Below are 24,181 nucleotides of genomic sequence, written 5' to 3'. Positions count from 1 at the left end.
GCTCCTGGGTCCTGTTGGCGATAAAGTATGTCTTACTATAGATTCATTTTAATAAATCGTCCATGCAAAGACTTTCCAGCCAGGAGGATCAGATCCTGCCGTTTCGGGTGATAGTTGACTCGCCCCGGGGGAGACTTGACAGCCAACACCGGCCTGGAGCCGGTGTGGGATATTGGTTATGAATGGAGTTGAAAACGCATGGCCTGTTCTGTCAGTCTGCGTGACTGTTGTTCAAGGCTGTTAGCCTCTGATAGAGAAGCTTGTGCATTTGCACTCGCTTCTTCCGCCAGCTGAGATATGTCTGTCATCTTGTCATTGATGTCGTTAATCAGCTTGTTCTCTTCTTCCATCAGGTGATTGACCTCTACCAGCATGCTGCTCATCGCTCCGCTTGATTTGTGGATCCCCACAACCACCTGCTTGGCAATGGCGGCTTGCTCAACAGCTTGCGCTACTCGGGAAATCTCCTTCTCCATTTCCTCAACCGCGCGATGACTGACATTCTGTATTTGGTTGATGGTGTCGGTGATACTTGAGGTAGAACCTTGCGTTCTGATTGCCAGTGCTCTTACCTCATCGGCAACAACGGCAAACCCTCTACCTTGTTCACCTGCTCTGGCCGCCTCAATGGCTGCATTTAATGCCAACATGTTTGTCTGGTCGGTTATCTGTTTGATGTTCTCTGCCAAGCTCGCAATTTTCTCGGATAGACTGGCGAGATCTGAGATGGTACCAGCCACATGCTGAACACCCTGCATCATGGCATCAATAACTGTCTCGACTTCTGTTATTGCATTATCTGTCGTGAGCGCTTCTTGTTCTGATTTGGATGCAATATTACCAAGGTGATGAAGTCTCTCACTAACGTGGCTTATTGCTTCATGTAAAAGTTCTACGATCTGTTTGACATGAACTGCAGTAGCCACTTCTCTTTTGTTATGTGCCACATGCTGCTTGGCTGAACTTGTCAGGTTGATGGATTTATCATGAACGGTTTGGGCACTGTCTTGGATTGTCGAAACCAACTTGCCTAGTTGATCTCGCATATTACTTATTTTATGAATGAGCTCTCCTATCACGTCTTTGCCTGGCGCAGGGAGCTGGCTATTGAGGTTACCCGCTGCAATTGCAGCTGCGGCTTGGCCAGCCTCCGTTAACCGCAGTTGTGTCGGGCGGGCTAGGTATATAACAAGTATGCATCCCAATAGTGTTGCCAGAATTAATAATCCATAGCAAACATTAGCGGTCGTCAGCAACTCTTTACTAGTGTCACTCGCTAGTTGATTCCCAATCACTACTGTATTATCCACCGCTTTTCTGTGCGCGGTATATATGGCTTGTAACGTCGTCGCTATTTGTGATGCTTGAGCAAGATCGCCCTGTTTCAAGGCAGGGAGGAATGACTGTTCTACTAGTTGCCAAAAACGCTCCCCTTGCAGACGTTGCTCACCAAGCAGGCTTGTTGCTAACGCTTTATCCAAATCAGATGATTGCCAATAGGTATTACGCTGTTTAAATTCTTGCTGCAAGCGAGCCAACGTCTCTAATAATTGTGGTTGTTCGGTAATAGGGCTGCGCAGGAGATTGTATATTGTCAGCTGAGCTTCAATAAGGTACAGCGGTGGTGGAAGTATATCCGCCACAACATCTTTACTCTGCCCCATGCGATCTGCTGCGGATTTTATAGAATAAAGACCAAAAAAGCTAATCGAGACCAGAATGATGAAAATCAAAAATACGGAGATTTGACTAAAGAGCAGGGACCGTTCTCTAAAAATTTTAAACATAACGCCTCCATCATCGATTCCAATCAAATACCATAATAACAGGGTTAATGATAGTGGAGCTTTGTAGAATTGCTGTGTGCGATAAAAATAACATAGTCCATGTGTTCTAATACCATGACGTTGGCCAAAACCTGATGTGAAATAGAGACGTCACCGGAACTTGGTCTGTTCTCGACATCAGGTTACGAGTGCCGATTAGATAAAGTAACCACTTGAAAAGAAAGATTTTAAAGGGATTTACTTGAATCGCAATGGATGGGTCTGAATTTTTACTCTGCGGCATGACTGCTGCTACGACAGTAGACAGTTTCTGCCCTCAGGACGAGACCTGTTCGAAGGACTTCTGGTTGACGCTGACGAGGCGACTGTGGCACCGCCTCCGGGGGTGAAGATGTCTTCAATGTAATCGAAGATATCGTACGGGCCAGCTTGCGGGTTTTGTACGACCAAAAATTCAGCAGCGATGGATTGTAAACATACAGTTGTAAAGTTTATTTTTAGAATATTACCTCTAATCATGTGTTAACTCACAATTATTAAGTTTGTCATTTGTTGTTATTGTTATTTGTCGATAGGGTTCCCATCGAGGACAACAATAAAAATGGAATTTTTATGCAAAAAAGCATTTTATGTGCAGCAGTACTATGTGGTTTCAGTGGCACTGTTTATGCCTCCAGCACGTTTGAAACATATGGCGATATTGGGCAGTTTGCAATTCCAGCTATTGCTGCTGGGATATCCTGGTATCAGGATGACTATGAAGGGCTCAAACAATTTGGTTATTCTTTCCTCTCAACGACTGCAACAGTTGAAGTATTGAAACATACTGTTGATGCAACCCGTCCGAATGGGGGTAGCAAAAGCTTTCCCTCTGGACATACTGCGTGGGCGTTTAGTGGTGCTAGCTACTTACAAATGCGCTATGGCTGGAGCTATGGTTTGCCAGCGTATGTGGCTGCAGGAGCCGTTGGCTGGTCCCGAGTTGAATCAGATAATCACTATTGGCGTGATGTGATTGCCAGTGCGGTTATTGCTACTGGATTCAGTTATCTTTTCACATCGCCCAGAAATGGACAGCAACTGGCCTTTTATCCAACCATGCTGGAGGGTGATGCTAAAGGAGTTGGCGTGACCTTTACATACTAATTGTTATTTTTAAAAGAGCCTCAGAATGAGGCTCTTTTATTGTTCCCCTCGCATATGTTACGGTAATAAGTAGGTTTGATCGCCAAATGGGATAACTACGGATTAAATAATCCCGTTCTCCTGGTGATTAAACATAACCGCCAGACAGCCTTGGTTGAGGTCCTGTACCAATATTTAAATTTACATGTTCATTCCAGGGGGCCTCACATGTCGTGTATTTTCGTAACTCGGTAGCCATGAGGCAGAAATGACGATGTTGTAATGAAGCGTCATAGAATATCAATTTTTTAAATTTGCCATGTTGAATATTATGATACTGTATTAATTTATATGTCATCTATATAACCAAGTGAGCACCCTCATCAAGGGTAATATAGCGCTGATTTTTTTGAGTTCTCTAACTTAACCAGCCTGCCGCCATGGCTAGCTTGCCGCAGAGTGCGGCCAGCACTATGCCGATCAAGGTGCGCAGAAACCAGATCACCACCAACTGTCCTACGCTGACTGGAATTTTGGTCGCCAGAATGCAGGGTATGGATGCAGAGAAGAAGAGAATCGAGCTGACCGAAACCACAGCCGCGACGTAGCGTACCAGCAGATCTGCATCCTTGAGCAGGATGGCGGGTAGAAACATCTCCGCCAACCCTGCCGAAAGTGCTTTGGCGGTTGCCAACGGCTCCCCCAGATCCAGCAGCCAGGTCAGTGGCCAGAGCAGCCAGCCGATCAGATCGAACAGTGGTGTGTGTTGTGCCAGCAACAGGCCGAGCAGGCCGACCGACAATATGGTGGGTACCACGGCGGCCGCCATGCTGAGGCCATCTTTGAGGTTCTCCTGCAACTGGCGCAACACAGGGTCCGCCTGACTGGATTGGGTCAGCCCGGATGCCAATGCGGCTTGCCAGCGGCGCTGACCGGCCGGCAAGGGTTCATCAGTGTCGCCCTGATGAGTCATGTTGGAGATGGGGGGAACGCGCGCCAGAATGGCGGTGATGACAAAGGTGATCACCAGGGTGGACCAGAAGTAAAAGTTCCAGTGCTCCATCAGGTCGAGGGTCTTGGCCACAATGATCATGAAGGCGGCCGATACGGTGGAAAACCCGGTGGCTATGATGACGGCTTCCCGCACCGTGTATTTGCCTGCAAGGAAGACCCGGTTGGTGATGAGCAGCCCAACCGAATAACTGCCGACAAACGAGGCCACCGCATCGATAGCGGAATGTCCCGGTGTGCGCCATAGCGGGCGCATCACGGGCTGCATCAGCACCCCAATCAATTCCAGCAGGCCGAAGCCGAGCAGGAAGGTGAGCGCCATGGCGCCTATAGGCACGATCATGCCCACTGACATCGCCAGCTTGTCGAACAAGAAGGGCAGGCGATCCGGGGTCATCAACCAGGCGGGCCCCAGTTCGGTAACATACATCAATGCCAAGCCAAGGCCGAGCAGCTTGAACAGGCTCAACAGCCTGTCGATGGGGCGAGCGCGCCAGCGGCCATCCAGCAGTGGAGTCAGGGCACCATAACTTATCAGCAGCAGGATCAATCCCACCGCAAGTGGTCGCTGTGCCATCAGCAAGCCGGCTAGGTGATCCACCAGTATGGTGCTGCGTCCCGCTAGTTCGAACGGGATGAAAAAGATGGTGATGCCAAGCAGGCTGGTCAGCAACAGCTTGATGCCGGCACCTGATTTCATGGGGGGGATGAGTACATTGTCCTGTTCCATATGTTCCTTTCTCCTTGTGGTGTGATGTCTGCCCGACATCTCACTGAATTATTTGTATATACATTACCGTTGCTGGCCCACAAATTAAACACAAAATTAACCAAGTTGAAACATTAGCTCTTTGAGTCCCGGGTGATACGACGAGCAAATGGCAAAGCCGATGGCGACCTGGGCGCCTGGAAGGCAAAAGGTGGCTAGTGGCGATAACGACCTGGTTGTGAGGGGAATGCTCGCGGTCAGACAAGATGTGGTGCTGTCGTGTGGGCATCGCCAGACCAAGAATAACTAGGCCAGGAGAGGCAGGGGGCGGGAGCTTTATTGGAACCGGGCCGGTCGTCGGGGCCAAAGGGGAAAAAATGCGAGGTTTGTCGTGGGATACGGATCTCGCCGTGACGGGAATCCTGATGATGATAAAAAGATCTATAGCGACAAAAATCATATAAAACATTAACTTGGATTTCAGATTTTCGCTTTCGCTCATCCTTATGTACTTTCATCATTACTATTTATGGATCAGTTATAAAACCTTTGTTCATTTGACTACTTTTCGGGTTTCTCATTGCAGAGTAAGATGCCACTTCAATAAAAATAAGAACCAGGAGTTCGGGTGTGAAGGCATTAGCAAAAGAAAGGGTATCGCCCTATATAAGCCAGTTATATGAGTGCGGTATTAATGACTCTGACATTAAGTTGGTGGTGGATCAGTTCCGCTCCGATGTGTCGGGGAGTTCCTCGCTGTTTCTGTTACGGGATGATGACAAGAGCGACGGGATAAAACTCTTCTCCAGTGGGCTGACGGAGGCCCAGCAGCAGTTCTATGTGCAGCATCATCGCCAGGATGTGTGGTTCAATCACTATCTGGACAAGGGCTGCCAGGGCATAGTCAATGCCACGACACTGTCCAATTCGGCCGGGCTGCTGGCCAGTTTCGGCGCCCAGTTTGCAGCCGGAGGCGTCTGCCGGGTGAAGGGGCGGGGCCTTAGCAGCCTGTGCACCTATCGCGGTGCCAGCCAGGATGACTTCAGCGCTCAGGATATCTCCTCGCTGACGGAGGTTTATTCTGGTCTTGCGGCCTGGAGCCACCATTATTGGAACCTGCTGGCCCTGGAAACCCAGAATTATCAGCTGCAGCAACTGGTAAAAAACCATAATAAGCCCAGTGCCATCGTCGATGACAAAGGCCATATCCATTATTCCAACGTGGCCTTCAATCGTATTGCCGACGAGAATGTGGAGTTGCGGGCAGGCAATGGTATTTTCTCGCTGCAAAATAAGGAGCAACAACGCCAGTTCAAGGAGATCCTGAATGGCTTTGCCTACTTGTTGCCGGGAGCGAGTGCTTATATGTCTATTCCCCGTCAGGCCAATTTAAGACCGCTGTTGATCCAGTGCACCCTGATGAGCGGTCTCAGCCGCTTCGAGCGTTACGTGGAAGTGGTGCTGCGGGATCCCGAGCACTCCTTCAATCCCGACATAGAGGCGCTGGCCAGCCTTTATCCGCTTACCATTGGCGAGAAGGAGCTGCTGGTGCTGATGAGCAAGGGTTACAGCAGCAACGACATCGCCGAGCTGCGCGGGGTCAAGGTGGAAACCGTCCGCTCGACCCTCAAGGGGGTGTTCAAGAAGACCGACTGCCACAGTCAGAACGAGCTGCTGCTGTTGCTGCAATCCATCTCCTGATCCGGTGCGAGCTATGCTTGGAGTGAGCCGGACATAGTGCCCGGCTTGCGCCTTCCGCCCGGGAGGCTGGTTGGGGGAAGCACAATGGAATCACTCAAGGCAAAGGATTACATGCAGACCCGCCCCATCACGTTCAGCGCTGACATGATGGTGCAGTCTGCGGTAGAGAAGTTTCTCAACAGTCGCCAACTTGGTGGCCCCGTGGTGGATGCGCAGGGTCATCTGATTGGCTGGGTTTCCGAACAGGATTGTATTGCCGTCATGCTCAAGGAGGCCTATCACTGCGAGCAGGTGGCCCAGGTCAGGGATGTAATGCGCAAGGAGGTGCTGGCGGTCGGACCCGACACCAGCATTCTGGAGCTGGCCGAGATGATGATGGGGCAAAAGCCCAAGATCTATCCTGTGGTGGAGGAGGGGCATCTGCTCGGGGTGATCAGCCGTCACGATGTGATGTTGGCGATCCACGCCCAGCTGGGTGCCTGCTTCGTACACAAGGCCCGGGCTTAACCGGATTGAGTTGAGCGTCATGCGTCATCGGGAGCAGGCTGGCGGCCTGCTCTTTTTATTCAGACGCGCCATTCTGATACTTCTGTCCAGACACCCGTTATGCCGGTTTTCATCGCCACCCCAATCGCTTTAAGGCTTGCACCTCTCTTCCTCGCTCTTTAGGATCTCCTGACGCTTGTCGATATGGCCCCTCTGGGCACTCATTTAAGGAATTCGTACCTTGTCTCTTTCTATCGAGGCGCTGCGCCGCCGCCTTTCTGCCTGCATGAATCTCGATGCCCGTCGTCTTTCCAGTCGTCTACACGGGGTCAAGAAGCTGCCTGAGGGCAAGCAAGTTGCCGTGCTTGAGACCATAGCCGCGGATCTGGAGGTTGCGCAGGCGCGCTACCAGTCCCGTCTGGCAGGCGTGCCCAAGGTGACCTACCCAGCCAACCTGCCGGTCAGCCAGAAGCAGGCGGAGATCGCCAAGGCGATCAGTGAACATCAGGTGGTGATCATCGCCGGCGAAACCGGCTCGGGCAAGACCACCCAGATCCCCAAGATCTGTCTCTCGCTCGGGCGCGGGGTGAAAGGCTATATAGGCCATACCCAGCCACGGCGCCTCGCGGCCCGTACCGTGGCGGCTCGCATCGCCGAGGAGATGCAATCCGAGCTGGGTCAATACGTGGGCTACAAGGTGCGCTTTACCGATCAGGTGAGCGAGCAGACCCACATCAAGCTGATGACAGACGGTATCTTGCTGGCGGAAATCCAGCACGATCGTATGCTCACCCAGTACGACACCATCATCATCGACGAGGCCCACGAGCGCAGCCTCAACATCGACTTTATCCTGGGCTATCTCAAGCAGTTGCTGCCAAGGCGCCCGGACCTCAAGGTGATCATCACTTCGGCCACCATAGATCCCCAGCGTTTCTCCCGCCATTTCAACAAGGCGCCGGTGATCGAAGTGTCCGGCCGCACCTATCCGGTGGAGGTGCGTTACCGTCCGCTGTTTGTCGATAAAAAAAGCGGTGACAAGAGCGAAGGGCTGGAAGAGCGCGACGAGCTGCAGGGCATCTTCGATGCGGTGGAGGAGCTGGCCCGCGAAGGGCTGGGGGATATCCTCATCTTCATGAACGGTGAGCGGGAAATTCGCGATACCACCGAGGCCCTGCGCAAGCTCAACCTGCGCGATACCGAGGTGTTGCCGCTCTATGCCCGGCTCTCCAACGCCGAGCAAAACAAGGTATTCCAGCAACATGCCGGACGGCGCATCGTGCTGGCCACCAACGTGGCGGAAACGTCCCTCACGGTCCCGGGCATTCGTTACGTGATCGATCCGGGTACGGCCCGCATCAGCCGTTACTCCTGGCGTACCAAGGTACAGCGGCTGCCCATCGAGCCGGTCTCCCAGGCCAGCGCCAACCAGCGTAAAGGCCGCTGCGGCCGGGTCGCGGACGGTATCTGTATCCGTCTCTATTCCGAGGAGGATTTCAACGGTCGTCCCGCCTTTACCGATCCGGAGATCCTGCGCACCAACCTGGCGTCCGTCATCTTGCAGATGCTGGCGCTGGGCCTTGGCAACATGGAGGCCTTCCCCTTTGTCGAGCCGCCGGAATCTCGCCACATCAAGGATGGTCTGAGCTTGCTCAAGGAGCTGGAGGCGGTGCGCGAATTGCCTGCCCGTCACCTCGCTGCCCAGCAAGCTGGCCAGGAGCAGGAGCCCAAGTTGCAGTTGACCGACATAGGTCGCCAGCTGTCACGCATACCCCTTGATCCGCGTCTGGCAAAAATGGTGATCACGGCAGCGCAAACCGGTTGCCTGAGCGAAGTCATGGTGATCACCGCCGGCCTCAGTATCCAGGATCCCCGCGAGCGGCCCATGGAGAAGAAGCAGGCTGCCGACGAACAGCATAGACGGTTTGAGGACAAGGAATCCGACTTCCTCGCCTTCGTCAATCTGTGGAATTACCTCAAAGAGCAGCAGGATGCCCTTGGCAGCAATCCGTTCCGCCGCATGTGCCAGAAGGAGTTTCTCTCCTACCTGCGGGTGCGCGAGTGGCAGGACATCCATTTCCAGCTGCGCCAGACGGTCAAAGAGCTGGGCTTCAAGGCCAACCATGAACCGGCCGATTTCAAGACGGTGCACTGCGCCCTGCTGACCGGACTCCTGAGCCATATCGGCAACAAGGATCTGGAGAAACCCGAGTTTCTCGGCGCCCGTAACGGTCGCTTCCACCTGTTCCCGGCCTCGGGCCTGTTCAAGAAGCCGCCCAAGTGGGTGATGGCCGCAGAATTGGTGGAGACCTCGCGTCTCTACGCCCGGGTCAACGCCAAGATTGAACCGGAATGGGTGGAGCCGCTGGCGGCGCATCTCATCAAGCTGCACCACAGCGACCCGCACTGGTCGAAGAAAAATGGCGCCGTCATGGCCAAGGAGAAGGTGACCCTCTATGGCCTGACCCTGGTCAATGAGCGCACCATCAACTTCAGCCGCCTCGATCCGGCCCTGTGCCGCGAGCTGTTTATTCGCCGCGCGCTGGTGGAGGGGGATTTCGAGACCCGACACCGTTTCTTTGGCGAAAACCGCAAGTTGCTGGCCGAGGTGGAGGCGCTGGAGCACAAATCCCGCCGCCGCGACATCCTGGTGGATGACGAGGATCTGTTCCGCTTCTACGATGCCCGTTTGCCACAGGAGGTGATATCAAGCCGCCACTTCGACAAGTGGTGGAAGGAGGCGCAAAAGCAGGATCCCGAGCGGCTCAACTTCGAAAAAGAGATGTTGATGAAGGGGGATGCGGCCCACATCAGCGATCTCGACTACCCCAACTTCTGGCAGCAGGGGCGCCTCAAGCTCAAATTGAGCTACCAGTTCGAACCGGGGGAGGCGGCGGACGGCGTTACCCTGCACATTCCGCTGCCGCTCTTGAATCAGGTGGAAGTGAAAGGGTTTGAGTGGTTGATCCCCGGGCTGCGCCATGAGCTGCTGGTGGCCCTTATCAAGTCGATGCCAAAGCCAATGCGCAAGAACTTCGTGCCGGCGCCCAACTATGCCGACGCGCTGCTCGCCAGCCTCAACCCTGAGCAGGGACCGCTGCTGGACGAGATGGAGCGCCAGCTGCGCCGCATGACAGGGGTAACTGTGCCCCGCGAATCCTGGGACTGGGCTGCGGTGCCCGATCACCTGAAACTCACCTTCCGGGTGGTGGATGACAAGCACCAGAAGGTAGCGGAAGGCAAGGATCTGGAGGCGTTGAAAGAATCCCTGCGCGGCAAGGTGCAAGAGACCCTGTCCCAGGTGGCGGACGATGATATAGAGCAGTCGGGCCTGACCCTGTGGAGTTTTGGTGAGCTGCCTCAGGAGTACAGCCAGAAGCGGGGCGGCTTCGAGGTGAAGGCCTATCCGGCTTTGGTGGATCAGAAGGATTCGGTGGCCATCCAGCTGGTGGAGAGTCCGGTGGTTCAGCAGCAGCTGATGTGGGCGGGCCAGCGCCGGCTGGTGTTGCTCAACGTGCCATCCCCCATCAAGTATCTACAGGAGAAGTTGCCCAACAAGGCCAAGCTGGGGCTCTATTTCAACCCGTTTGGCAAGGTGGCCGAGCTTATCGATGACTGCATCGCCTGCGGCTGCGACAAGCTGATTGAGCAGCACGGCGGCCTGGCCTGGGACGAGGCGGGTTTCGAGGCGCTCAAGGAATTTGTGCGCGCCGAGCTCAACGATACGGTGGTGGAGGTGGCCAAGCAGGTGGAGGCCGTACTGACCCTCTCTCACGAGATCAAGAAGCGGCTCAAGGGCAAGATGCAGCTCGATACTGCGTTTGCCATGTCGGATATCCAGCTGCAACTGGACAAGCTCATCCACAAGGGTTTCGTGACCGAGACCGGCTGGCAGCGGCTACCGGACTTGCTGCGCTACCTGCGGGCCATCGAGCGCCGGATGGAGAAGCTGGCCATCGATCCCAACCGGGATCGGGTCTACATGCTCAAGGTGCAGAGCGTGGAGGCCGAGTACAAGGCGCTGCTGACCAAGATCCCCAAATCCCAGCTGATCCCCGCCGAGGTAGCCAATATCCGCTGGATGATCGAGGAGCTGCGGGTATCGTTTTTTGCCCAGAATCTGGGAACCCCCTATCCGGTGTCAGATAAACGGGTGCTTAACGCCATCGCCCAGTGCTAAGCTGCTATCTGTCTGTTTTAACTGCGTGATATAGCTTGATGAGGAGGGGCGGCCAGGCAGCTGGCCCCTCCAAACCGGAAGTCAGGGAGGCAAGGATGCTGGGGATCTGGTTGAGTGTGGCGCAGGTGGTGATCAGCGGTTACCAGCCTATTGCAGAGCAAACCTGGGTGCAGTTGAACCCGGAATACTACCCGCTGGCGCGCACGCCGTCCGCCATGTTTGTGGCGTGGCACGGCAACCAGTATCCACCACTGGCCCAGAAGCAGAAAAATGGCCGTTGGCAGATCCTGTTTCCTGCCCGGCTGGTGCCCCCCTTCGATCTGTTTGAGGGGGAAGCGCAGCTCTCCAAGGCGTATCTGGCGAGGCTCAGGCGTATCGATGAGGCCGCTTATGGCCTGGCATCTATCGCGCCCGTCACATCTTCGCGTGATGGCGATCAGGCGGTGGCCGGTCTGGGGATACCCTTCATGGCCGAATTCACTCCGCCAGTGATGCCGGGTCAGCCGCGCGCCGCCAGCCTGGGCACCGAACGGCTGGCGGTGAGCCTGGCTCTGAACGCAACCTGGCAGACGCCGGAAACCCTGCTGGCCCGTGTCGCTAATGGTGATACGCCACCGGCGGTGAACGTATCCCCCAGCGATGAGACGCTGACGCTCTCGGCGCCGGCGGCCGGCAATAGCAAGCGGGTCTGTCATCAGGTGGCATCCGGGGAGACACTGTGGCGCATCGCCGCCACCCTGGCCCAGAATGGTACTGTCACTGGGGCGGCGGGAGACACTTACAGCTATCTGCTGGCCATCGTCGATGACAATCGCCCGCTGATGGGCAACAGTATCCGGGTCAAGGCGGGGGATACCCTCTACTGTCCGGCCCCCCGGACGCTGGCCCGCTTCGATGCCCTGAGTGCGGCAGAGCGGCAACAGCGGTTCGCCCGGCTGGAGCAGGGGCGTTAAGGTCTCTTGTCACTGTTCTGGGCCCGTGCTAGTATGCGCCCTCGTTTTGCGAGGTGCTGACCGGTCGCAGTCAACACCATAAATTCATCTATATGAGATAACCACTATGTCTTTCGTATTCCAAGCTGAAGTCCGTTCTGACCTGGGGAAAGGTGCGAGCCGCCGCCTGCGTCACGCTGACCAAGTTCCTGCCATCATCTACGGTGCAGGCAAAGAAGCCCAGTCCATCACTGTTGACCACAAGAAATTCATCATTGCCCAAGAGAAGCCGGAATTCTACGAATCCGTGCTGACCCTGGTCATCAACGGTGAAGAAGTCAGCGTTAAAGTGAAGGCTATCCAGCGTCACCCGGTTAAGCCGAAGCTGGTTCACCTGGACTTCGTTCGCGTTTAATCGCGAGCCATCCAGTTGAAAAAAGCCACTCTCAGGAGTGGCTTTTTAGTGTCTGGCGTTTGATGAAACGCACAGCAAGCCATGAAAAAGAGGGCGCCCCCGGGGTCGCCCTCTCTGCGTTGATGAGCTCTTTGCCTGTTACCAGATGGGCTGGGTCAGGTAGGGGTTGCTCGCCTTCTCGCGGCCGAAGGTGGAGCTGGGGCCGTGGCCTGGGATGAAGACGATCTCGTCACCCAGCGGCAGCAGGGTCTCGGTGATCGACTTGATAAGCGTCCCGTGATCGCCACGGGGGAAGTCGGTGCGACCTATGCTGCCAGCAAAGAGCACGTCGCCTACCCAGGCGAGTTTTTCGGTCTGGCTCAGCAGCACAATATGGCCCGGGGTGTGGCCGGGGCAGAAATAGACCTCCAGCTCGCACTGGCCAATGTGTACCTTGTCACCCTGCACCAGCCACTGGTCGGGGCTAAAGGCAGGGGTATGGGCGAAGCCAAACATCTGGCTCTGCTGGGGCAGCATGTCGAGCCAGAAGGCATCTTCCTTGTGGGGGCCGGTGATGGTGACGCCGGTTTTTTCTCGCAGCTCGGCGGCCGCGCCCACGTGATCCAGATGACCGTGGGTCAGCAGTATGTGGGTCAGGGTCAGCCCGCGTTTGGCGATGGCGGCCAGCAGCTTGTCCGCTTCGCCACCCGGGTCGATCAGCGCCGCCTGATGGGTCTCGTCACACCAGATGAGAGAGCAGTTCTGGGCGAACTGGGTGACCGGGATCACCTCGAATTTCAACATGTGGGGTCCTCTTGTTGGAAAGCCGACGGGGTCAGCCCTGCTGCGCGTTGGCGTGCTGCTCGGCGAAGTAGTCGAGACAGGCCTGCTTGTCGCCGCGGAACACGATGCGCTCCTGCTTGTTGCCAAGCTGATAGAGATACATGGGGTCGTAGTATCGGGTCAGCAGCAGGGTGATCCAGGCCAGATGCAGCTCGGTGGAGCCGCTGTTGGCTTGCTCGGTGAGGGCGGTCTGCATCAGGGCATCCAGCTCGCGATGGGCCTGATCGCCGAGACGGCGCTTGAGGCGAGCCAGCGCATCGGTGAGATAGGCGGCAAACAGCGGCCAACCGGCTTCTTGGCCATACATGGCTTGATAGCGCAGCCAGAGATCGTGCACGTAATCTTCACGGATCTGCTCGGCCCGATCGATTTGCGGTACATCCACCACCACCAGCGGTGCCTGACACATGGTCTCATAGAGGGAAAGAGGCAGGCAGCAGCGGCCGATGAGCCGGCTCTCGTCTTCTACCACGAAGGCCTGTTCGCCCTGATGACGGCGCTTGAGCAGCTCGATGGCCATGTTGTTTTCAAAGTTGATATTGCTGGGCTGGCCACCGGGCAGCTGCCCAAACGACGAGCCCCGGTGACGAGCATGGCCTTCAAGGTCGAGCGCCTGGGTCACATGGCCTAGCATATGAGTCTTGCCGGAGCCGGTCATGCCGGTCAGCACTGTCCAATGGCACTGCGCTGCTGCGCTGTCCAGGGTATCGATGAGGAAGCGGCGCAGCTCCTTGTAGCCACCGGCGACACGAGGACGGGTGATCCCCGCCTCGTGCAGCCAGAGTTGTACGGTTTGCGAGCGCAGGCCGCCGCGAAAGCAATAAAGCAGGGCATCGGGCTGCCGGCGCAACTGCGCCAGCCAGCCTTCGAGGCGTTCGGCCCGCACGGCGCCACCCACCAGCTTGTGACCCAGTTCGATGGCGGCCGCCTGACCCTGCTTCTTGAAGCAGGTCCCGACCTGGGCGCGCTCATCGTCTGTCATCAAGGGCAGATTGGTCGAGCAGGGGAAGGCCCCCTCCTTGAACTCGATGGGCGCACGCAAGTCGATGAGCGGGACATCGTCCAGAAAAATCCGGGCCAGATCCGTGGCCAGTGGCAGAGCACTCATTGGACAACCTCGATAAACTGATCGCCGGCACGTGCCTTCAGCTGGCCGATTGGGGAGAGGGTCAGCCCTGCCTGAGCGGCAATGGCGAGGAGCTCGGCTTCACTTTCTTTACCGACGGCTACCAGCAGGCCGCCGCTGGTCTGCGGGTCGCACAGGATGTTGCGGGTGCGATCGTCCATGGCGTCCAGCTTGTCACCATAGGAGTCGAAATTGCGCAGGGTACCGCCCGGTACGCAGCCCTCGCTCAGGTAGTAATCTACTTCGTCGAGCAGCGGCAACGCCTTGAAATCGAGGGTGGCGCGCACCCCTGACCCTTCGCACATCTCCAGCAGGTGGCCAGCCAGACCGAATCCGGTCACGTCCGTCATGGCGTGCACGCCGGGCAATTCGGCAAAGCGCTGGCCAATCTTGTTGAGGGTGCACATGGCGTTGGGGGCCAGCTGCTCGTGCTCGGGTTTGAGCTTGCCCTTCTTCTGGGCCGTGGTGAGGATGCCGATGCCCAAGGGTTTGGTCAGATAGAGGATATCGCCCACCTGGGCAGTGTCATTCTGCTTGATGGCATCGAGCGGTACTATGCCGGTCACGGCGAGGCCGAAGATGGGCTCGGGCGCGTCGATGCTGTGGCCGCCAGCGAGCGAAATGCCCGCCTCGTGGCACACCTGGCGGCCGCCGTCGATCACCTGCTGGGCCACTTCCGGCGCTAGCGTGTTGATGGGCCAGCCGAGGATGGCGATGGCGACGATGGGCTTGCCGCCCATGGCGTAGATGTCGCTGATGGCGTTGGTGGCGGCGATGCGGCCAAAGGTGAAGGGGTCATCGACGATGGGCATGAAGAAGTCGGTGGTGGAGACGATGCCCTGACCGTTGCCGATATCGACCACGGCTGCGTCATCCTTGCTGCTGTTGCCCACCACCAGGGTTGGGTCGTCAAAGCCCGGGATCTGGCTCTTGAGAATGGTGTCGAGCACCTTGGGAGAAATTTTGCAGCCGCAGCCAGCACCGTGGCTGTATTGGGTCAGACGAATGGAAGACATACTTACCCCTTATGCAGAGGCTCTGTGGAGCCGTCTTGGTCAATGGGCGGTCATCCGCCGCCTTGTAGACAGGCAGACAAGATACCGCAAAAAATGGGTGGCCTCGTTGCCAACGGGGGCAGCGATTTCAGGCGGCCATGGGAAGGCCACCAAGCCGGACGGGGGAGGAGGGGCGACATGGTGCGCCAGAGCAGCCCCGCCAAGGGCCACAGGACGTGGCATTATGCCACAAATGCCCTCGCTGGTTCGAACAGGAAATCACACAAAAGATGGGGATTGGCGGGTCAAAAAGAGAGAGGGAGCGGCCTCAGGCTAAGGCCACACCCCTGGTTTTGCCCCGATGAGGCGAGTCACGCTCAATTCGGGGCAATGTTTGGGTGGAGGAGCTTACCCGGCTTGCTCCATCACTGGTTGGCGAGCCTTGCCAACGCGGCGCAGACGGCGTTGCAGCGGCCGCTCCAGCAGGGTGTAGCTGAGGGACGAGAGACCGATCAGCACGGCGAGCATCAACATAGTGGCCAGCACACCCAGCAAGGGGTTGGTCTGGGCGTACCACCAGTCGGTGAGCCCCGGCGCCAGATAGTGGATGAGTTCGCAGCCGGTGAGCAGCACCAGGGCGTGGAGCAGGTAGATGGAGTAGGAGAGATCCCCCAGCCAGTTGGTGAAGCGGTTATCCAAGAGGCGCAGCAGCGGGCTTTGGCGATCGCTCTGGCAGGCGGCAATCCAGATCAGCAACACGTAGGCGCTGATCAGCAGCAGAGTCAGCTGCGGTGTCATGGCGAACTGCATCAGCGCGAAGGGCAGCACAAAGGCGATGAGCAGTGGCAGATCCCGTTGCATCATGGACAAGTGCTGCGCGGCCTTGACTCTGGGCAGCAGCCAGAGGCCGAGCACGAATTCACTCACCCCGCGACCCACCGCCAGCGCGCCGCTGGTGACATCCAGCGTGCCGCGAGTGTGCACGATAAAAGCCAGTACCGTCAGCGCCAGCAGCGGTGCGAGATGACTCCAGCGACTGCGGGTCACCGCGAGCGGAATGAGCAACGGGAACAGCAGGTAGCTTATCCACTCCACACTCAGCGACCAGGCGGCGAAGTTCCAGGTCAGCCCGTGATCGGTCACCACCTGCAGCAGCAGGAAGGCGCTCGGCAGCGCCTCGGCCGGGGTGAAGGGGGAGCCGAAGGGGGGCATGCCTTCCCACTCCCACATCTTGAACAGCGGGCCGGCATAGAAGCCTACCCCATGGCGGGCCTTGTAAAGCTCCCAGCCGACCAGCAGCACCAGTGTCACGAAATAGAGGGGGTAGACCCGGGTCAGCCGCAGCCAGAGAAAGCGGCCATAGCCCATGGTGCGGGGCGTGCGGGTGAAGGTTTCCCCGTAGACGTGGGCCAGCACCAGCCCGCTCAAAATAAAGAACAGATCGACCCAGAGGTAGCCGTTCTCGATGAGTTGAGTGACGCCTGCGATCGACTCCGTCCATTGGGGAAAGAGCAACAAGCGGGCATGGAACAACACCACCATCAGGGCAGCGATGCCCCGCAGCGGCGTCAACAGCGGCAATGATTGATTCATGACGGTATCCCTTGCGATGTTCAGCTTGGCCTGACATCGATTTTGTTGTTGTACGGGGCATCAAGCCTGATACCCCCGCAGCCTGGACTCATGCTGGTCACAGGCGGGATCACCCTACCGAAAAGAGAGCCATACGGATGTGATTGTCGTCATGAATGTGCGTTTTTTACGCAAAAACAGCCAGCTGTATGGGGGTAAGGTCAGGGGCTGGCGCGGGGATCTAGACTAGGGATGTCGTCCACCCGATCGCAAGGAACACGCCCGATGAAACTCTACGCCCATCCTTTCTCATCCTACAGCCAGAAGGTGCTGATCGCGCTCTACGAGAATGCCACTCCGTTTGACTATCAGAATCTTGAAAACCCGGCGGCCAACGCCGAGCTTGCCGTGCTCTGGCCGCTCAAGCGCTTCCCCGTGCTGCTGGATGACGGGCGCTGCATCCTCGAGAGCAGCACCATAGTCGCGCATCTGCAGGCGCACCATCCGGGCCCCATTAGCCTGATCCCGACTGGCGATGCGGGTCTGGAGGTTCACATGCTGGATCGCGTCTTCGACAACTATGTGATGACGCCCATGCAGAAAGTGGTGCTGGATGCGCTGCGCCCGCAGGCCGAGCGCGATGGCTATGGCGTGATGGAGGCCCGCGAGCTGCTAGACCAATATACCCCTGGCTCGATCAGCGACTCGAAGGGCGTCGCTGGATTGCCGGCGATTGCTTCAGCCTGGCCGATTGCGCCGCCGCCCCCTCGCTCTTCTATGCCGACTGGGCCCATGAGATACCGCACTCCCACGCCAGACTGCGAGCCTACCGTGCTCGCCTGCTGAGTCGGCCCTCGGTAATGCGTGCCGTGGATGAGGCGAGGCCATTTCGACACTATTTCCCGCTGGGGGCACCGGCCCGTGACTGAGCCGGGTGTTGAGCCCGACGACAGGACTGCTGCCGACTCAGAGATGATGTGTGATGTGCAGCCGAAATTGGGGAATGGCCGGGATCAGGAGAGGGGGAAAACTGATTTATGCAGCAGAGTGATTTTCGATGCGTTTTGTGCCGATATTTCCCCGAGGAATTTCCAATGGTGGCGATTTTATTTTCATGTTTTTGCATAAATAAAAGCTCGGTCAGGTTCCCGTAGGTGGGCTGAGTGCCATTCCCTGGGTGAATACTGTGAGCAAAGGGCTTGGTTAAAGGACTGGAAACGTACGGTAGAAGGATGGCAACGGCAAGCCGAGGAGCGGAGTGAGCGGCGTTATCTCTTTGAGTACAGCGCAAAAAAGGCCCGCTAGTGATAGCGGGCCTTTTTGATGATTCGGCTTGCCGGACTTGGCCCCGTTCTGGAACCGGGGTCAATGGGCGGTTAGCCCTGAACGGTGCCTTTTAGCGGGCGCGCACTACCAGACCCTTGAGGTAGAAACCTTCCGGATAGGCGGTGCCGATCGGGTGATCGGAAGCCTGGGACAACAGCTCCAGGATCTGGGCATCGCGACCGGCGTCGAGCGCCGCATCGGCCACGATTTTTTGGAACAGGCTCTGTTCCATCAAGCCGGAGCAGGAGTAGGTCAAGAGCACGCCACCCGGCGCCAGCAGCTGGAACGCCAGCATGTTGATGTCCTTGTAGCCACGGCAGGCACCCAGCAGCTGGGCCTTGCTCTCGGCAAACTTGGGCGGATCCAGCACGATGACATCGAACTTCTCGCCCTTCTCGCGGTATTCGCGCAGCAGTTTGAACACGTCGTGACGGATGAACTGGGTGTTGGAGATATCCAGCCCGTTAAGTTCGGCATTCTGACGGGCGATGTCCAGCGCAGTCTGGGAGAGATCCACGTTGACCACTTCGTTGGCGCCACCCTTGAGGGCATAGATGCCAAAGCCACCGGTATAGCTGAAGCAGTTGAGTACCCGCTTGCCTTCGGTGTACTTGGAGACAGCCTGACGGTTGTCGCGCTGATCCAGATAGAAGCCGGTCTTGTGACCGTTGCGAATGTCCACCAGGATCTTGACGCCGTTCTCTTCGATCACCACAGGCTCGGTCGGTGTCTCGCCATGGATAACGCCGGTGCGCTCTTTCAGCCCTTCCTTCTTGCGTACCGCCACATCGGAGCGCTCATAGATGCTGCACTCAGGGTAGAGGGTGCGCAGCGCCTGGATGATCAGCTCGCGCTGGAACTCGGCACCGGCGGAGAGGATCTGGCACACCAGGAAATCGGCATAACGGTCTATGGTCAGACCCGGCAGACCGTCGGATTCGGCGGCGCACAGGCGATAGCCGGTGAGGCCCTGACGCTTGATCAGCGGATCCCGGGACTCCTGTGCATATTTGAGGCGACGCAGGAAGAAGTCGAGATCGACTGTCTCTTCTTTGTCGAAGGTCCAGACCCGGGCACGGATCTGGGAGCTGCCTGACCAGGCACCACGGGCGAGCCACCGGCCATCGTTGGCGTAGATCTCGACGGTATCGCCGTCAACGGGGTTGCCTTCAACCCGCTCAATCCCCTTGGAGAAGATCCAGGGGTGACGGCGCAGCAGGGATTTTTCGCGGCCTTTGACGAGATAGATGAAAACGCTCATGGGTGTTTGCCGATGGTAAAAAGAAAAGGGGCCACATTCTATGTGCAATAGGGGCGCTAAGCCAGTTTTTGCTGGCAGAGTTGGTGTGTAGATTGGCGCACGGGTCATTCGGAGAATGGCGAGATAAGTCCGTTAGACGCAGAGGCAAGAGAAGCGACGGGGTGTAACTTGGGGGGCCATGAGTTCAATAAACAACCATCACATAGGGGGTTGTTCGAAATAGCAGCAAAAATGATGTTTATATTTATGTAATGTTGAATCTTAAGACTTTTTAGGCACTGAGAGGATTTTTATCTAAAGAGTCATTTGGTTATGTCGATAGTGTGTTCAGACCATATTGAATCTTGCTATCTCAATAGAGCATTCCATGACCTTGTCTGTTCGTACCAATATTTCAGCTGCAACTGCGCTCCGTCATCTTGATAGATCATCCACTACTCTCGATTCTGTGTTCAAGCGTCTATCTTCCGGTCTTCGCATCAACAGCGCGGCCGATGATGCGGCAGGGTTGCAGGTCAGCAATCGCCTTACCAGTGAAGTGAATGGGACTAACACCGCTATCCGCAATGCCAACGATGGGATCTCGGTGATCAACGTGGCTGATGGTGCGCTCGATGAGTCGGTTAACCTGATGCAGCGGATGCGCACCTTGGCACTGCAGTCAGGAAGTGGCGCCAACACGGCAGAGGATCGCGTTGCCCTGAATGCTGAATTCAAGCAACTGCAGTTGGAGATGGATCGGATTGCCACAGGCACCCGGTTTGCCGGGCAGGATCTGCTGGCGGGAAGTTATAAAGGCATCTTCTCGGTCGGCGCTTATGCAGGACAAAATACCGTCATTACCGATATCAATGCCCAGACCAAAAATCTGGGCGAAATGGAGTGGCGGGCGCGCAGTCCGGCAGGCAGCAAGCCGGGGGCTTACGGTATTGCTGATCTGCAACTCTCATCTCAGCCTGTCACTATCAACGGCGTTACCTTTGACAAGGATTATTCAACCCTTGAAGAGTTCATTGCAGAGATCAATGGCACCACTTTCCCCAACAATCAGGGGCCGGTAAAAGCGCAACAACTGCCATTTTCAGTCGCCTCAGCAGTCGATTTGTCCGCGTTGCCATCGTATATCGATGTGGCGGGTCATTCGGTGGATCTGACTACCGGCATTGATATGACGGGTTGGGATCCGGTCAATCCGACAGCCAAAAATAGTGACATCATGGCAAAGGTGGTTCAACGAATCAATGTGGCTGCCCATGCGGCGGGACTGGACTTTTATGTGAGTGGTTCAAGCGGTTGGAACCCGGCCGGTAATGAACTGACTATTTATAGTTCTCAGGGCAACAGTCTTGCGCTTGCAAATGGTTCAACGCCACCGCCACAGCCGGTACCACCGGCGCCCCCAGTTATCAGCGATCCCTCTCTAAGCACCCTGCTGCCCGATGTCACACCCACGACCTATATTGGCCAGATGGAACTGCACTCATCAGGTGACAAGTACTCCAATATTGATATGCAAGGATCGAGCTTGAATGCACTGGGCTTTTATCAAGCGGACAAGAAAAAATATACCATTGATAATATTGATGTTTTGACTGATGAGAACGCCAGCAGAGCTATCAAGACACTGGATGTGGGAATGAAGCAACTGGGCGTTCAACGTTCGCGACTCGGCGCCCAGGCCAATGCGCTGGATTCACGGGTGCGCAATCTGGCCAACGCCAATGAGAACCTCAGTGCCGCCCGCTCACGGATCCGGGATGCCGATATGGCAAGTGAGTCGGCTCGTCTGGTACGTACCCAGATCTTGCAGCAGGCCAGTTCGACCATATTGAGCCAAGCCAACAGTCGGCCCAATATGGCACTCAGTCTGCTGCAGTCATGACCAGCAAGTCGATATGGATGGACTCTGCCGCTCTGCAATCAATCCAGCCGAGTGTCATGTGTCCGTAGCAGGGCATTGTGGAGTGATGACATTCAAGTTGTATTGACGTGATGCTGAAACAACAGAGGCCATCCTATGGATGGCCTCTGTTGTTATTCCACAGTATGTCAGATCTTGAGCCCCCTCAATGCTTGGGCAAGCTCGGTGGCGGTGGCCTTGAGGCCGGCGGTGCCGGCCACAGAGGCGCTGGCGGATTCCTCTACCTGGCCTGCTTCGTGGCGCACCTGATCCAGGTTGCGGGTGATCTCCTCGGCCACCGAGCTCTGCTCCTCGCTGGAAGTGGCTATCTGGGTGCTCATCTCCAGCACGGCATCGCTGTGGTTGCTGAGCTTGTCGATGTCGAGCCCCACTTCGCTGATCAGCTCCTGGCTGCTGGCGGCGCGGCCGACGGTTTTCTCCATGATGTCGTTGAGGGCACCCGTGCCGGCCTGCAGCTCTTCGATCATCTGCTGGATCTCCACGGTGGCTTGCTGGGTGCGGCTGGCGAGGGTGCGCACCTCATCGGCCACCACCGCAAAACCGCGGCCCTGCTCGCCGGCGCGGGCCGCCTCGATGGCGGCGTTGAGCGCTAGCAGGTTGGTCTGCTGGGAGATGGCGTTGATGACGTTGACCACTTCGTTGATGCGATTGGCATTGTGGGTCAGCCGCTCCACCGCGCCTGAGGCATTGCCTATCTCGTCGGCCAGGGTGCGGATGGCGGCTATGGTACGGGATACCCGGGCGGCGCCATGGGCCGCCTCTTCGCTGGACTGACGGGTCTGTTGCAGGGTGTCGTTGGCGTTGCGGGCCACTTCCCGAATGGCGGCCGACATCTGCTCCATGGCGGCCGCCAGGGAATCCATGTGCTGGCGCTGGGAGCGCGCCATGCTTTCCCCTTCGCTCGCGTGATCACGAAACTCGTCGGCGGCCATGGTAAGTGCCTCGGCAGACTCCTCCACCAGTTGTACTATCTTGTGCTGGCGGTCGGTGAATCTGTCTATGCTGCCCGCCAGGATGGAGAACTCGTCCCGCACCGGGAAGAAATTGAGGCGGAAGGTGAGATCCCCGTCGGCCACCGTCTGCAGTGCCTTGTTGGTGGAGTAGAGGGCACCGGAGACAAAGGTCATCAGGTAGTGGGTGATGAGGGCCAGCAAGGCCGCCAGCACGGCGATGATGGTGAGGGTGGTGCCTTGTCCGTCCCACATGGAGTAACGACCCGCATCCAGGCTGCCGGTCACGAAACCGGCCTGGCCTGCGCTGGCGCTGAAACGGTAGTGGTCGCCCTGCTGGCTCAGGCCGGCACTGCCGGTCGGGCCGAGGATGAGATCGGCAGGCAGGGTGAGGCTGGCGTGCTGGCTCACCAGCTGGGCGCTGGTCTCGACCCGTTGTTTGAGTTGATCCAGCCGGATCTGCATTTGCTGATCATGACCATCGGCCAGCAGGTACCCGGTAAGCAAGGCGATGAACAACAAAGGGCACCAGAAGGTGATGAGAAATTTTTCGCTGATCGTGAGGTGAATGAGATAACGGTCAACCCACCGGAATTTTACTTCTTTCATAATGGTATTGCGTCCTGCAAGGGGAAGAGAGTGTCGCGCTCATTATCGCCTTGGAGGGGAATTTCTTAAGGGAAAGGTGTTCGAAATGGGAGAGCAATCGTTTGTCGTGCGCGTCTGGGGTCGAGTACAGGGGGTGGGGTTTCGTTATTTCACCCGGGAGCGGGCGCTGCAACTGGGACTGCGTGGCCACGCCTACAACCTGGAGGACGGATCGGTGGAGATCCTGATCTGCGGGCCCGAGCACGGGGTGCAGATGATGCTGGGCTGGCTGGAACACGGGCCGCGCACCGCCGAGGTGACCCGGATGGAGTATGAAGAGGCGCTGCCGCCCAAAGGGAGTGGCTTTCATACCAATTGAGCGGGGTAAAACCGCCAATCCACGCATAAAAACGGGAGCCATCGGGGCTCCCGTTTGTGCATGTTGGCGTCAGCCGGCCTGGGCGGCGTCGGCGATGGCCTGGGTCTTGGCCAGCACGGCTTGCAGGGCGGGTCGAGCCGCCAGGCGGTCGCGATAGGCGGCCAGCTTGGGCGGAATGGTCTGCTCGAAGCGGGTCGCCCACATCAGGGTATGAGCCAGCAGCAGGTCCGCGATGGTGATCTGCTCGCCCAGCAGGTAGCCCTGCTCGGGCACCCAGGACTCGGCGATGGCCGCCGCCTTGTCAAATTCCCACTTGGCGGTGGGGAAGATGGCTGGCAGGCGCTGGGGCTCCGGCAGGGCAAACTTGTGCTTGCCTATGGTCCACAGGGGTTGCTCCAGCTCGCAGGTAATGAAACTGACCCACTGGGCGTGCAGTGCGGAAGCCTGCGTCCCTCTGGCTGGCAGCCAATCCGAACCATAGACTTCGGCCAGGTACTGCATGATGGCGGCAGATTCGGTCAGTACGAAATCCCCGTCTTTGAGCACCGGCATCTTGCCGCTCGGGTTGAGGGTCAGAAACCAGTCGCTGCGATTCTCGCCCTTGGCAAAATCGAGAAATTGAAATTGCCATGTCACGCCCAACTCTTCCAGTAACCAGGATACGCGCAGGGCTCGACTGACCGGGGTTCCGTATAAGGTAATCATGCTTGCTCCTCGCCTGATGGATGGTGGGCCTATGTACGACCCAGAGTGAACAGGCAGTCTAGGCCAAATTGCGGGGTGGCAACAAGCGTATATGGGGGGGCTTGGCGACGGGGATACATCTCCCATACCGTGGAAAAAAGGAATAAAAAAGAGAGGCCGTCTGGCCTCTCATTTCAGGGGGGTTGCAGCC

General features: G+C 57.1%; 17 protein-coding genes and 1 pseudogene. 9 read left to right on the top strand and 9 right to left on the bottom strand.

From position 1 onward, the window contains the following. Nucleotides 1-176 precede the first annotated feature (176 nt). On the bottom strand, nt 177-1,787 hold the full coding sequence (locus ACW5XD_RS03270; protein ID WP_456493616.1) for a methyl-accepting chemotaxis protein: 1,611 nt from the start codon (nt 1,785-1,787) through the stop codon (nt 177-179). 612 nt (nt 1,788-2,399) lie between these two features. On the opposite strand from ACW5XD_RS03270, the gene ACW5XD_RS03265 reads away from it, so the two are divergent. Next, on the top strand, nt 2,400-2,933 hold the full coding sequence (locus ACW5XD_RS03265) for a phosphatase PAP2 family protein (RefSeq protein ID WP_456493615.1): 534 nt from the start codon (nt 2,400-2,402) through the stop codon (nt 2,931-2,933). Nucleotides 2,934-3,330: 397 nt separating this feature from the next. Here the strand turns inward: ACW5XD_RS03265 and ACW5XD_RS03260 are convergent, their stop codons facing one another. Further along, nucleotides 3,331-4,653, bottom strand: coding sequence for a YjiH family protein (locus ACW5XD_RS03260; protein WP_456493614.1), 1,323 nt, complete (start codon nt 4,651-4,653; stop codon nt 3,331-3,333). A 609-nt stretch (nt 4,654-5,262) separates the two neighbouring features. On the opposite strand from ACW5XD_RS03260, the gene ACW5XD_RS03255 reads away from it, so the two are divergent. The 5 genes from ACW5XD_RS03255 (at nt 5,263) to rplY (ending at nt 12,346) form a co-directional block, all read left to right on the top strand. Then, nucleotides 5,263-6,333 carry a helix-turn-helix transcriptional regulator gene (locus ACW5XD_RS03255; RefSeq protein WP_456493613.1) on the top strand — a complete coding sequence of 357 codons (1,071 nt, stop codon included), beginning with the start codon at nt 5,263-5,265 and terminating at the stop codon, nt 6,331-6,333. 84 nt (nt 6,334-6,417) lie between these two features. Then, complete coding sequence (locus ACW5XD_RS03250; RefSeq protein WP_456493612.1) at nt 6,418-6,840, top strand: CBS domain-containing protein; 423 nt, start codon at nt 6,418-6,420, stop codon at nt 6,838-6,840. 220 nt (nt 6,841-7,060) lie between these two features. After that, complete coding sequence (gene hrpA / locus ACW5XD_RS03245; RefSeq protein WP_456493611.1) at nt 7,061-10,999, top strand: ATP-dependent RNA helicase HrpA; 3,939 nt, start codon at nt 7,061-7,063, stop codon at nt 10,997-10,999. 95 nt (nt 11,000-11,094) lie between these two features. Continuing rightward, complete coding sequence (locus ACW5XD_RS03240) at nt 11,095-11,952, top strand: hypothetical protein (RefSeq protein WP_456493610.1); 858 nt, start codon at nt 11,095-11,097, stop codon at nt 11,950-11,952. Nucleotides 11,953-12,058: 106 nt separating this feature from the next. After that, nucleotides 12,059-12,346 carry a 50S ribosomal protein L25 gene (gene rplY, locus ACW5XD_RS03235; protein ID WP_042037696.1) on the top strand — a complete coding sequence of 96 codons (288 nt, stop codon included), beginning with the start codon at nt 12,059-12,061 and terminating at the stop codon, nt 12,344-12,346. A 138-nt stretch (nt 12,347-12,484) separates the two neighbouring features. On the opposite strand, the gene ACW5XD_RS03230 is transcribed toward rplY, so the two are convergent. The 4 genes from ACW5XD_RS03230 to ACW5XD_RS03215 form a co-directional block, all read right to left on the bottom strand. Continuing rightward, complete coding sequence (locus ACW5XD_RS03230) at nt 12,485-13,129, bottom strand: MBL fold metallo-hydrolase (RefSeq protein WP_456493609.1); 645 nt, start codon at nt 13,127-13,129, stop codon at nt 12,485-12,487. Nucleotides 13,130-13,160: 31 nt separating this feature from the next. Further along, entirely contained in the window at nt 13,161-14,276 is a 1,116-nt protein-coding gene (mnmH, locus tag ACW5XD_RS03225; RefSeq protein ID WP_456493608.1) for a tRNA 2-selenouridine(34) synthase MnmH, read from the bottom strand. Then, nucleotides 14,273-15,310, bottom strand: coding sequence for a selenide, water dikinase SelD (selD, locus tag ACW5XD_RS03220; protein ID WP_456493607.1), 1,038 nt, complete (start codon nt 15,308-15,310; stop codon nt 14,273-14,275). Before selD ends, mnmH begins: the two co-directional genes overlap by 4 nt. Nucleotides 15,311-15,697: 387 nt before the next feature. Continuing rightward, nucleotides 15,698-16,882: an acyltransferase family protein gene (locus tag ACW5XD_RS03215; RefSeq protein ID WP_456493606.1), complete on the bottom strand. Its 1,185-nt coding sequence runs from the start codon at nt 16,880-16,882 to the stop codon at nt 15,698-15,700. A gap of 264 nt (nt 16,883-17,146) precedes the next feature. On the opposite strand from ACW5XD_RS03215, the pseudogene ACW5XD_RS03210 reads away from it, so the two are divergent. Continuing rightward, nucleotides 17,147-17,790, top strand: a pseudogene (locus ACW5XD_RS03210) (glutathione S-transferase family protein). Nucleotides 17,791-18,257: 467 nt separating this feature from the next. Here ACW5XD_RS03210 and ACW5XD_RS03205 read toward each other — a convergent pair. Then, the gene (locus ACW5XD_RS03205) at nt 18,258-19,448 is read right to left on the bottom strand and encodes a class I SAM-dependent methyltransferase (protein ID WP_456493605.1); all 1,191 of its coding nucleotides are present in this window, start codon (nt 19,446-19,448) and stop codon (nt 18,258-18,260) included. 367 nt (nt 19,449-19,815) lie between these two features. On the opposite strand from ACW5XD_RS03205, the gene ACW5XD_RS03200 reads away from it, so the two are divergent. Continuing rightward, nucleotides 19,816-21,330, top strand: a complete 1,515-nt coding sequence (locus tag ACW5XD_RS03200) for a flagellin N-terminal helical domain-containing protein (RefSeq protein WP_456493604.1) — start codon at nt 19,816-19,818, stop codon at nt 21,328-21,330. Between the two features lie 167 nt (nt 21,331-21,497). Here the strand turns inward: ACW5XD_RS03200 and ACW5XD_RS03195 are convergent, their stop codons facing one another. Continuing rightward, nucleotides 21,498-22,928, bottom strand: coding sequence for a methyl-accepting chemotaxis protein (locus tag ACW5XD_RS03195; RefSeq protein ID WP_456493603.1), 1,431 nt, complete (start codon nt 22,926-22,928; stop codon nt 21,498-21,500). Nucleotides 22,929-23,013: 85 nt separating this feature from the next. Here ACW5XD_RS03195 and ACW5XD_RS03190 point away from each other — a divergent pair, with 85 nt between their 5' ends. After that, nucleotides 23,014-23,286 (top strand): acylphosphatase, encoded by a 273-nt coding sequence (locus ACW5XD_RS03190; protein ID WP_456493602.1) that lies wholly within the window; start codon nt 23,014-23,016, stop codon nt 23,284-23,286. Between the two features lie 69 nt (nt 23,287-23,355). Here the strand turns inward: ACW5XD_RS03190 and ACW5XD_RS03185 are convergent, their stop codons facing one another. Beyond that, on the bottom strand, nt 23,356-23,991 hold the full coding sequence (locus ACW5XD_RS03185) for a glutathione S-transferase family protein (protein ID WP_456493601.1): 636 nt from the start codon (nt 23,989-23,991) through the stop codon (nt 23,356-23,358). Nucleotides 23,992-24,181 lie beyond the last annotated feature (190 nt).

The sequence above is a fragment of the Aeromonas enterica genome (assembly GCF_054052465.1).
This window is presented reverse-complemented; position numbering and strand designations above follow the sequence as displayed.

Excerpts from the sequence above, each read along its gene's own strand:
- ACW5XD_RS03270 (WP_456493616.1), bottom strand. The coding sequence starts at position 1,787 with ATGTTTAAAATTTTTAGAGAACGGTCCCTGCTCTTTAGTCAAATCTCC.
- ACW5XD_RS03265 (WP_456493615.1), top strand. The coding sequence starts at position 2,400 with ATGCAAAAAAGCATTTTATGTGCAGCAGTACTATGTGGTTTCAGTGGC.
- ACW5XD_RS03260 (WP_456493614.1), bottom strand. The coding sequence starts at position 4,653 with ATGGAACAGGACAATGTACTCATCCCCCCCATGAAATCAGGTGCCGGC.
- ACW5XD_RS03250 (WP_456493612.1), top strand. The coding sequence starts at position 6,418 with ATGGAATCACTCAAGGCAAAGGATTACATGCAGACCCGCCCCATCACG.
- ACW5XD_RS03240 (WP_456493610.1), top strand. The coding sequence starts at position 11,095 with ATGCTGGGGATCTGGTTGAGTGTGGCGCAGGTGGTGATCAGCGGTTAC.
- rplY (WP_042037696.1), top strand. The coding sequence starts at position 12,059 with ATGTCTTTCGTATTCCAAGCTGAAGTCCGTTCTGACCTGGGGAAAGGT.
- ACW5XD_RS03230 (WP_456493609.1), bottom strand. The coding sequence starts at position 13,129 with ATGTTGAAATTCGAGGTGATCCCGGTCACCCAGTTCGCCCAGAACTGC.
- mnmH (WP_456493608.1), bottom strand. The coding sequence starts at position 14,276 with ATGAGTGCTCTGCCACTGGCCACGGATCTGGCCCGGATTTTTCTGGAC.
- selD (WP_456493607.1), bottom strand. The coding sequence starts at position 15,310 with ATGTCTTCCATTCGTCTGACCCAATACAGCCACGGTGCTGGCTGCGGC.
- ACW5XD_RS03215 (WP_456493606.1), bottom strand. The coding sequence starts at position 16,882 with ATGAATCAATCATTGCCGCTGTTGACGCCGCTGCGGGGCATCGCTGCC.
- ACW5XD_RS03205 (WP_456493605.1), bottom strand. The coding sequence starts at position 19,448 with ATGAGCGTTTTCATCTATCTCGTCAAAGGCCGCGAAAAATCCCTGCTG.
- ACW5XD_RS03200 (WP_456493604.1), top strand. The coding sequence starts at position 19,816 with ATGACCTTGTCTGTTCGTACCAATATTTCAGCTGCAACTGCGCTCCGT.
- ACW5XD_RS03195 (WP_456493603.1), bottom strand. The coding sequence starts at position 22,928 with ATGAAAGAAGTAAAATTCCGGTGGGTTGACCGTTATCTCATTCACCTC.
- ACW5XD_RS03190 (WP_456493602.1), top strand. The coding sequence starts at position 23,014 with ATGGGAGAGCAATCGTTTGTCGTGCGCGTCTGGGGTCGAGTACAGGGG.
- ACW5XD_RS03185 (WP_456493601.1), bottom strand. The coding sequence starts at position 23,991 with ATGATTACCTTATACGGAACCCCGGTCAGTCGAGCCCTGCGCGTATCC.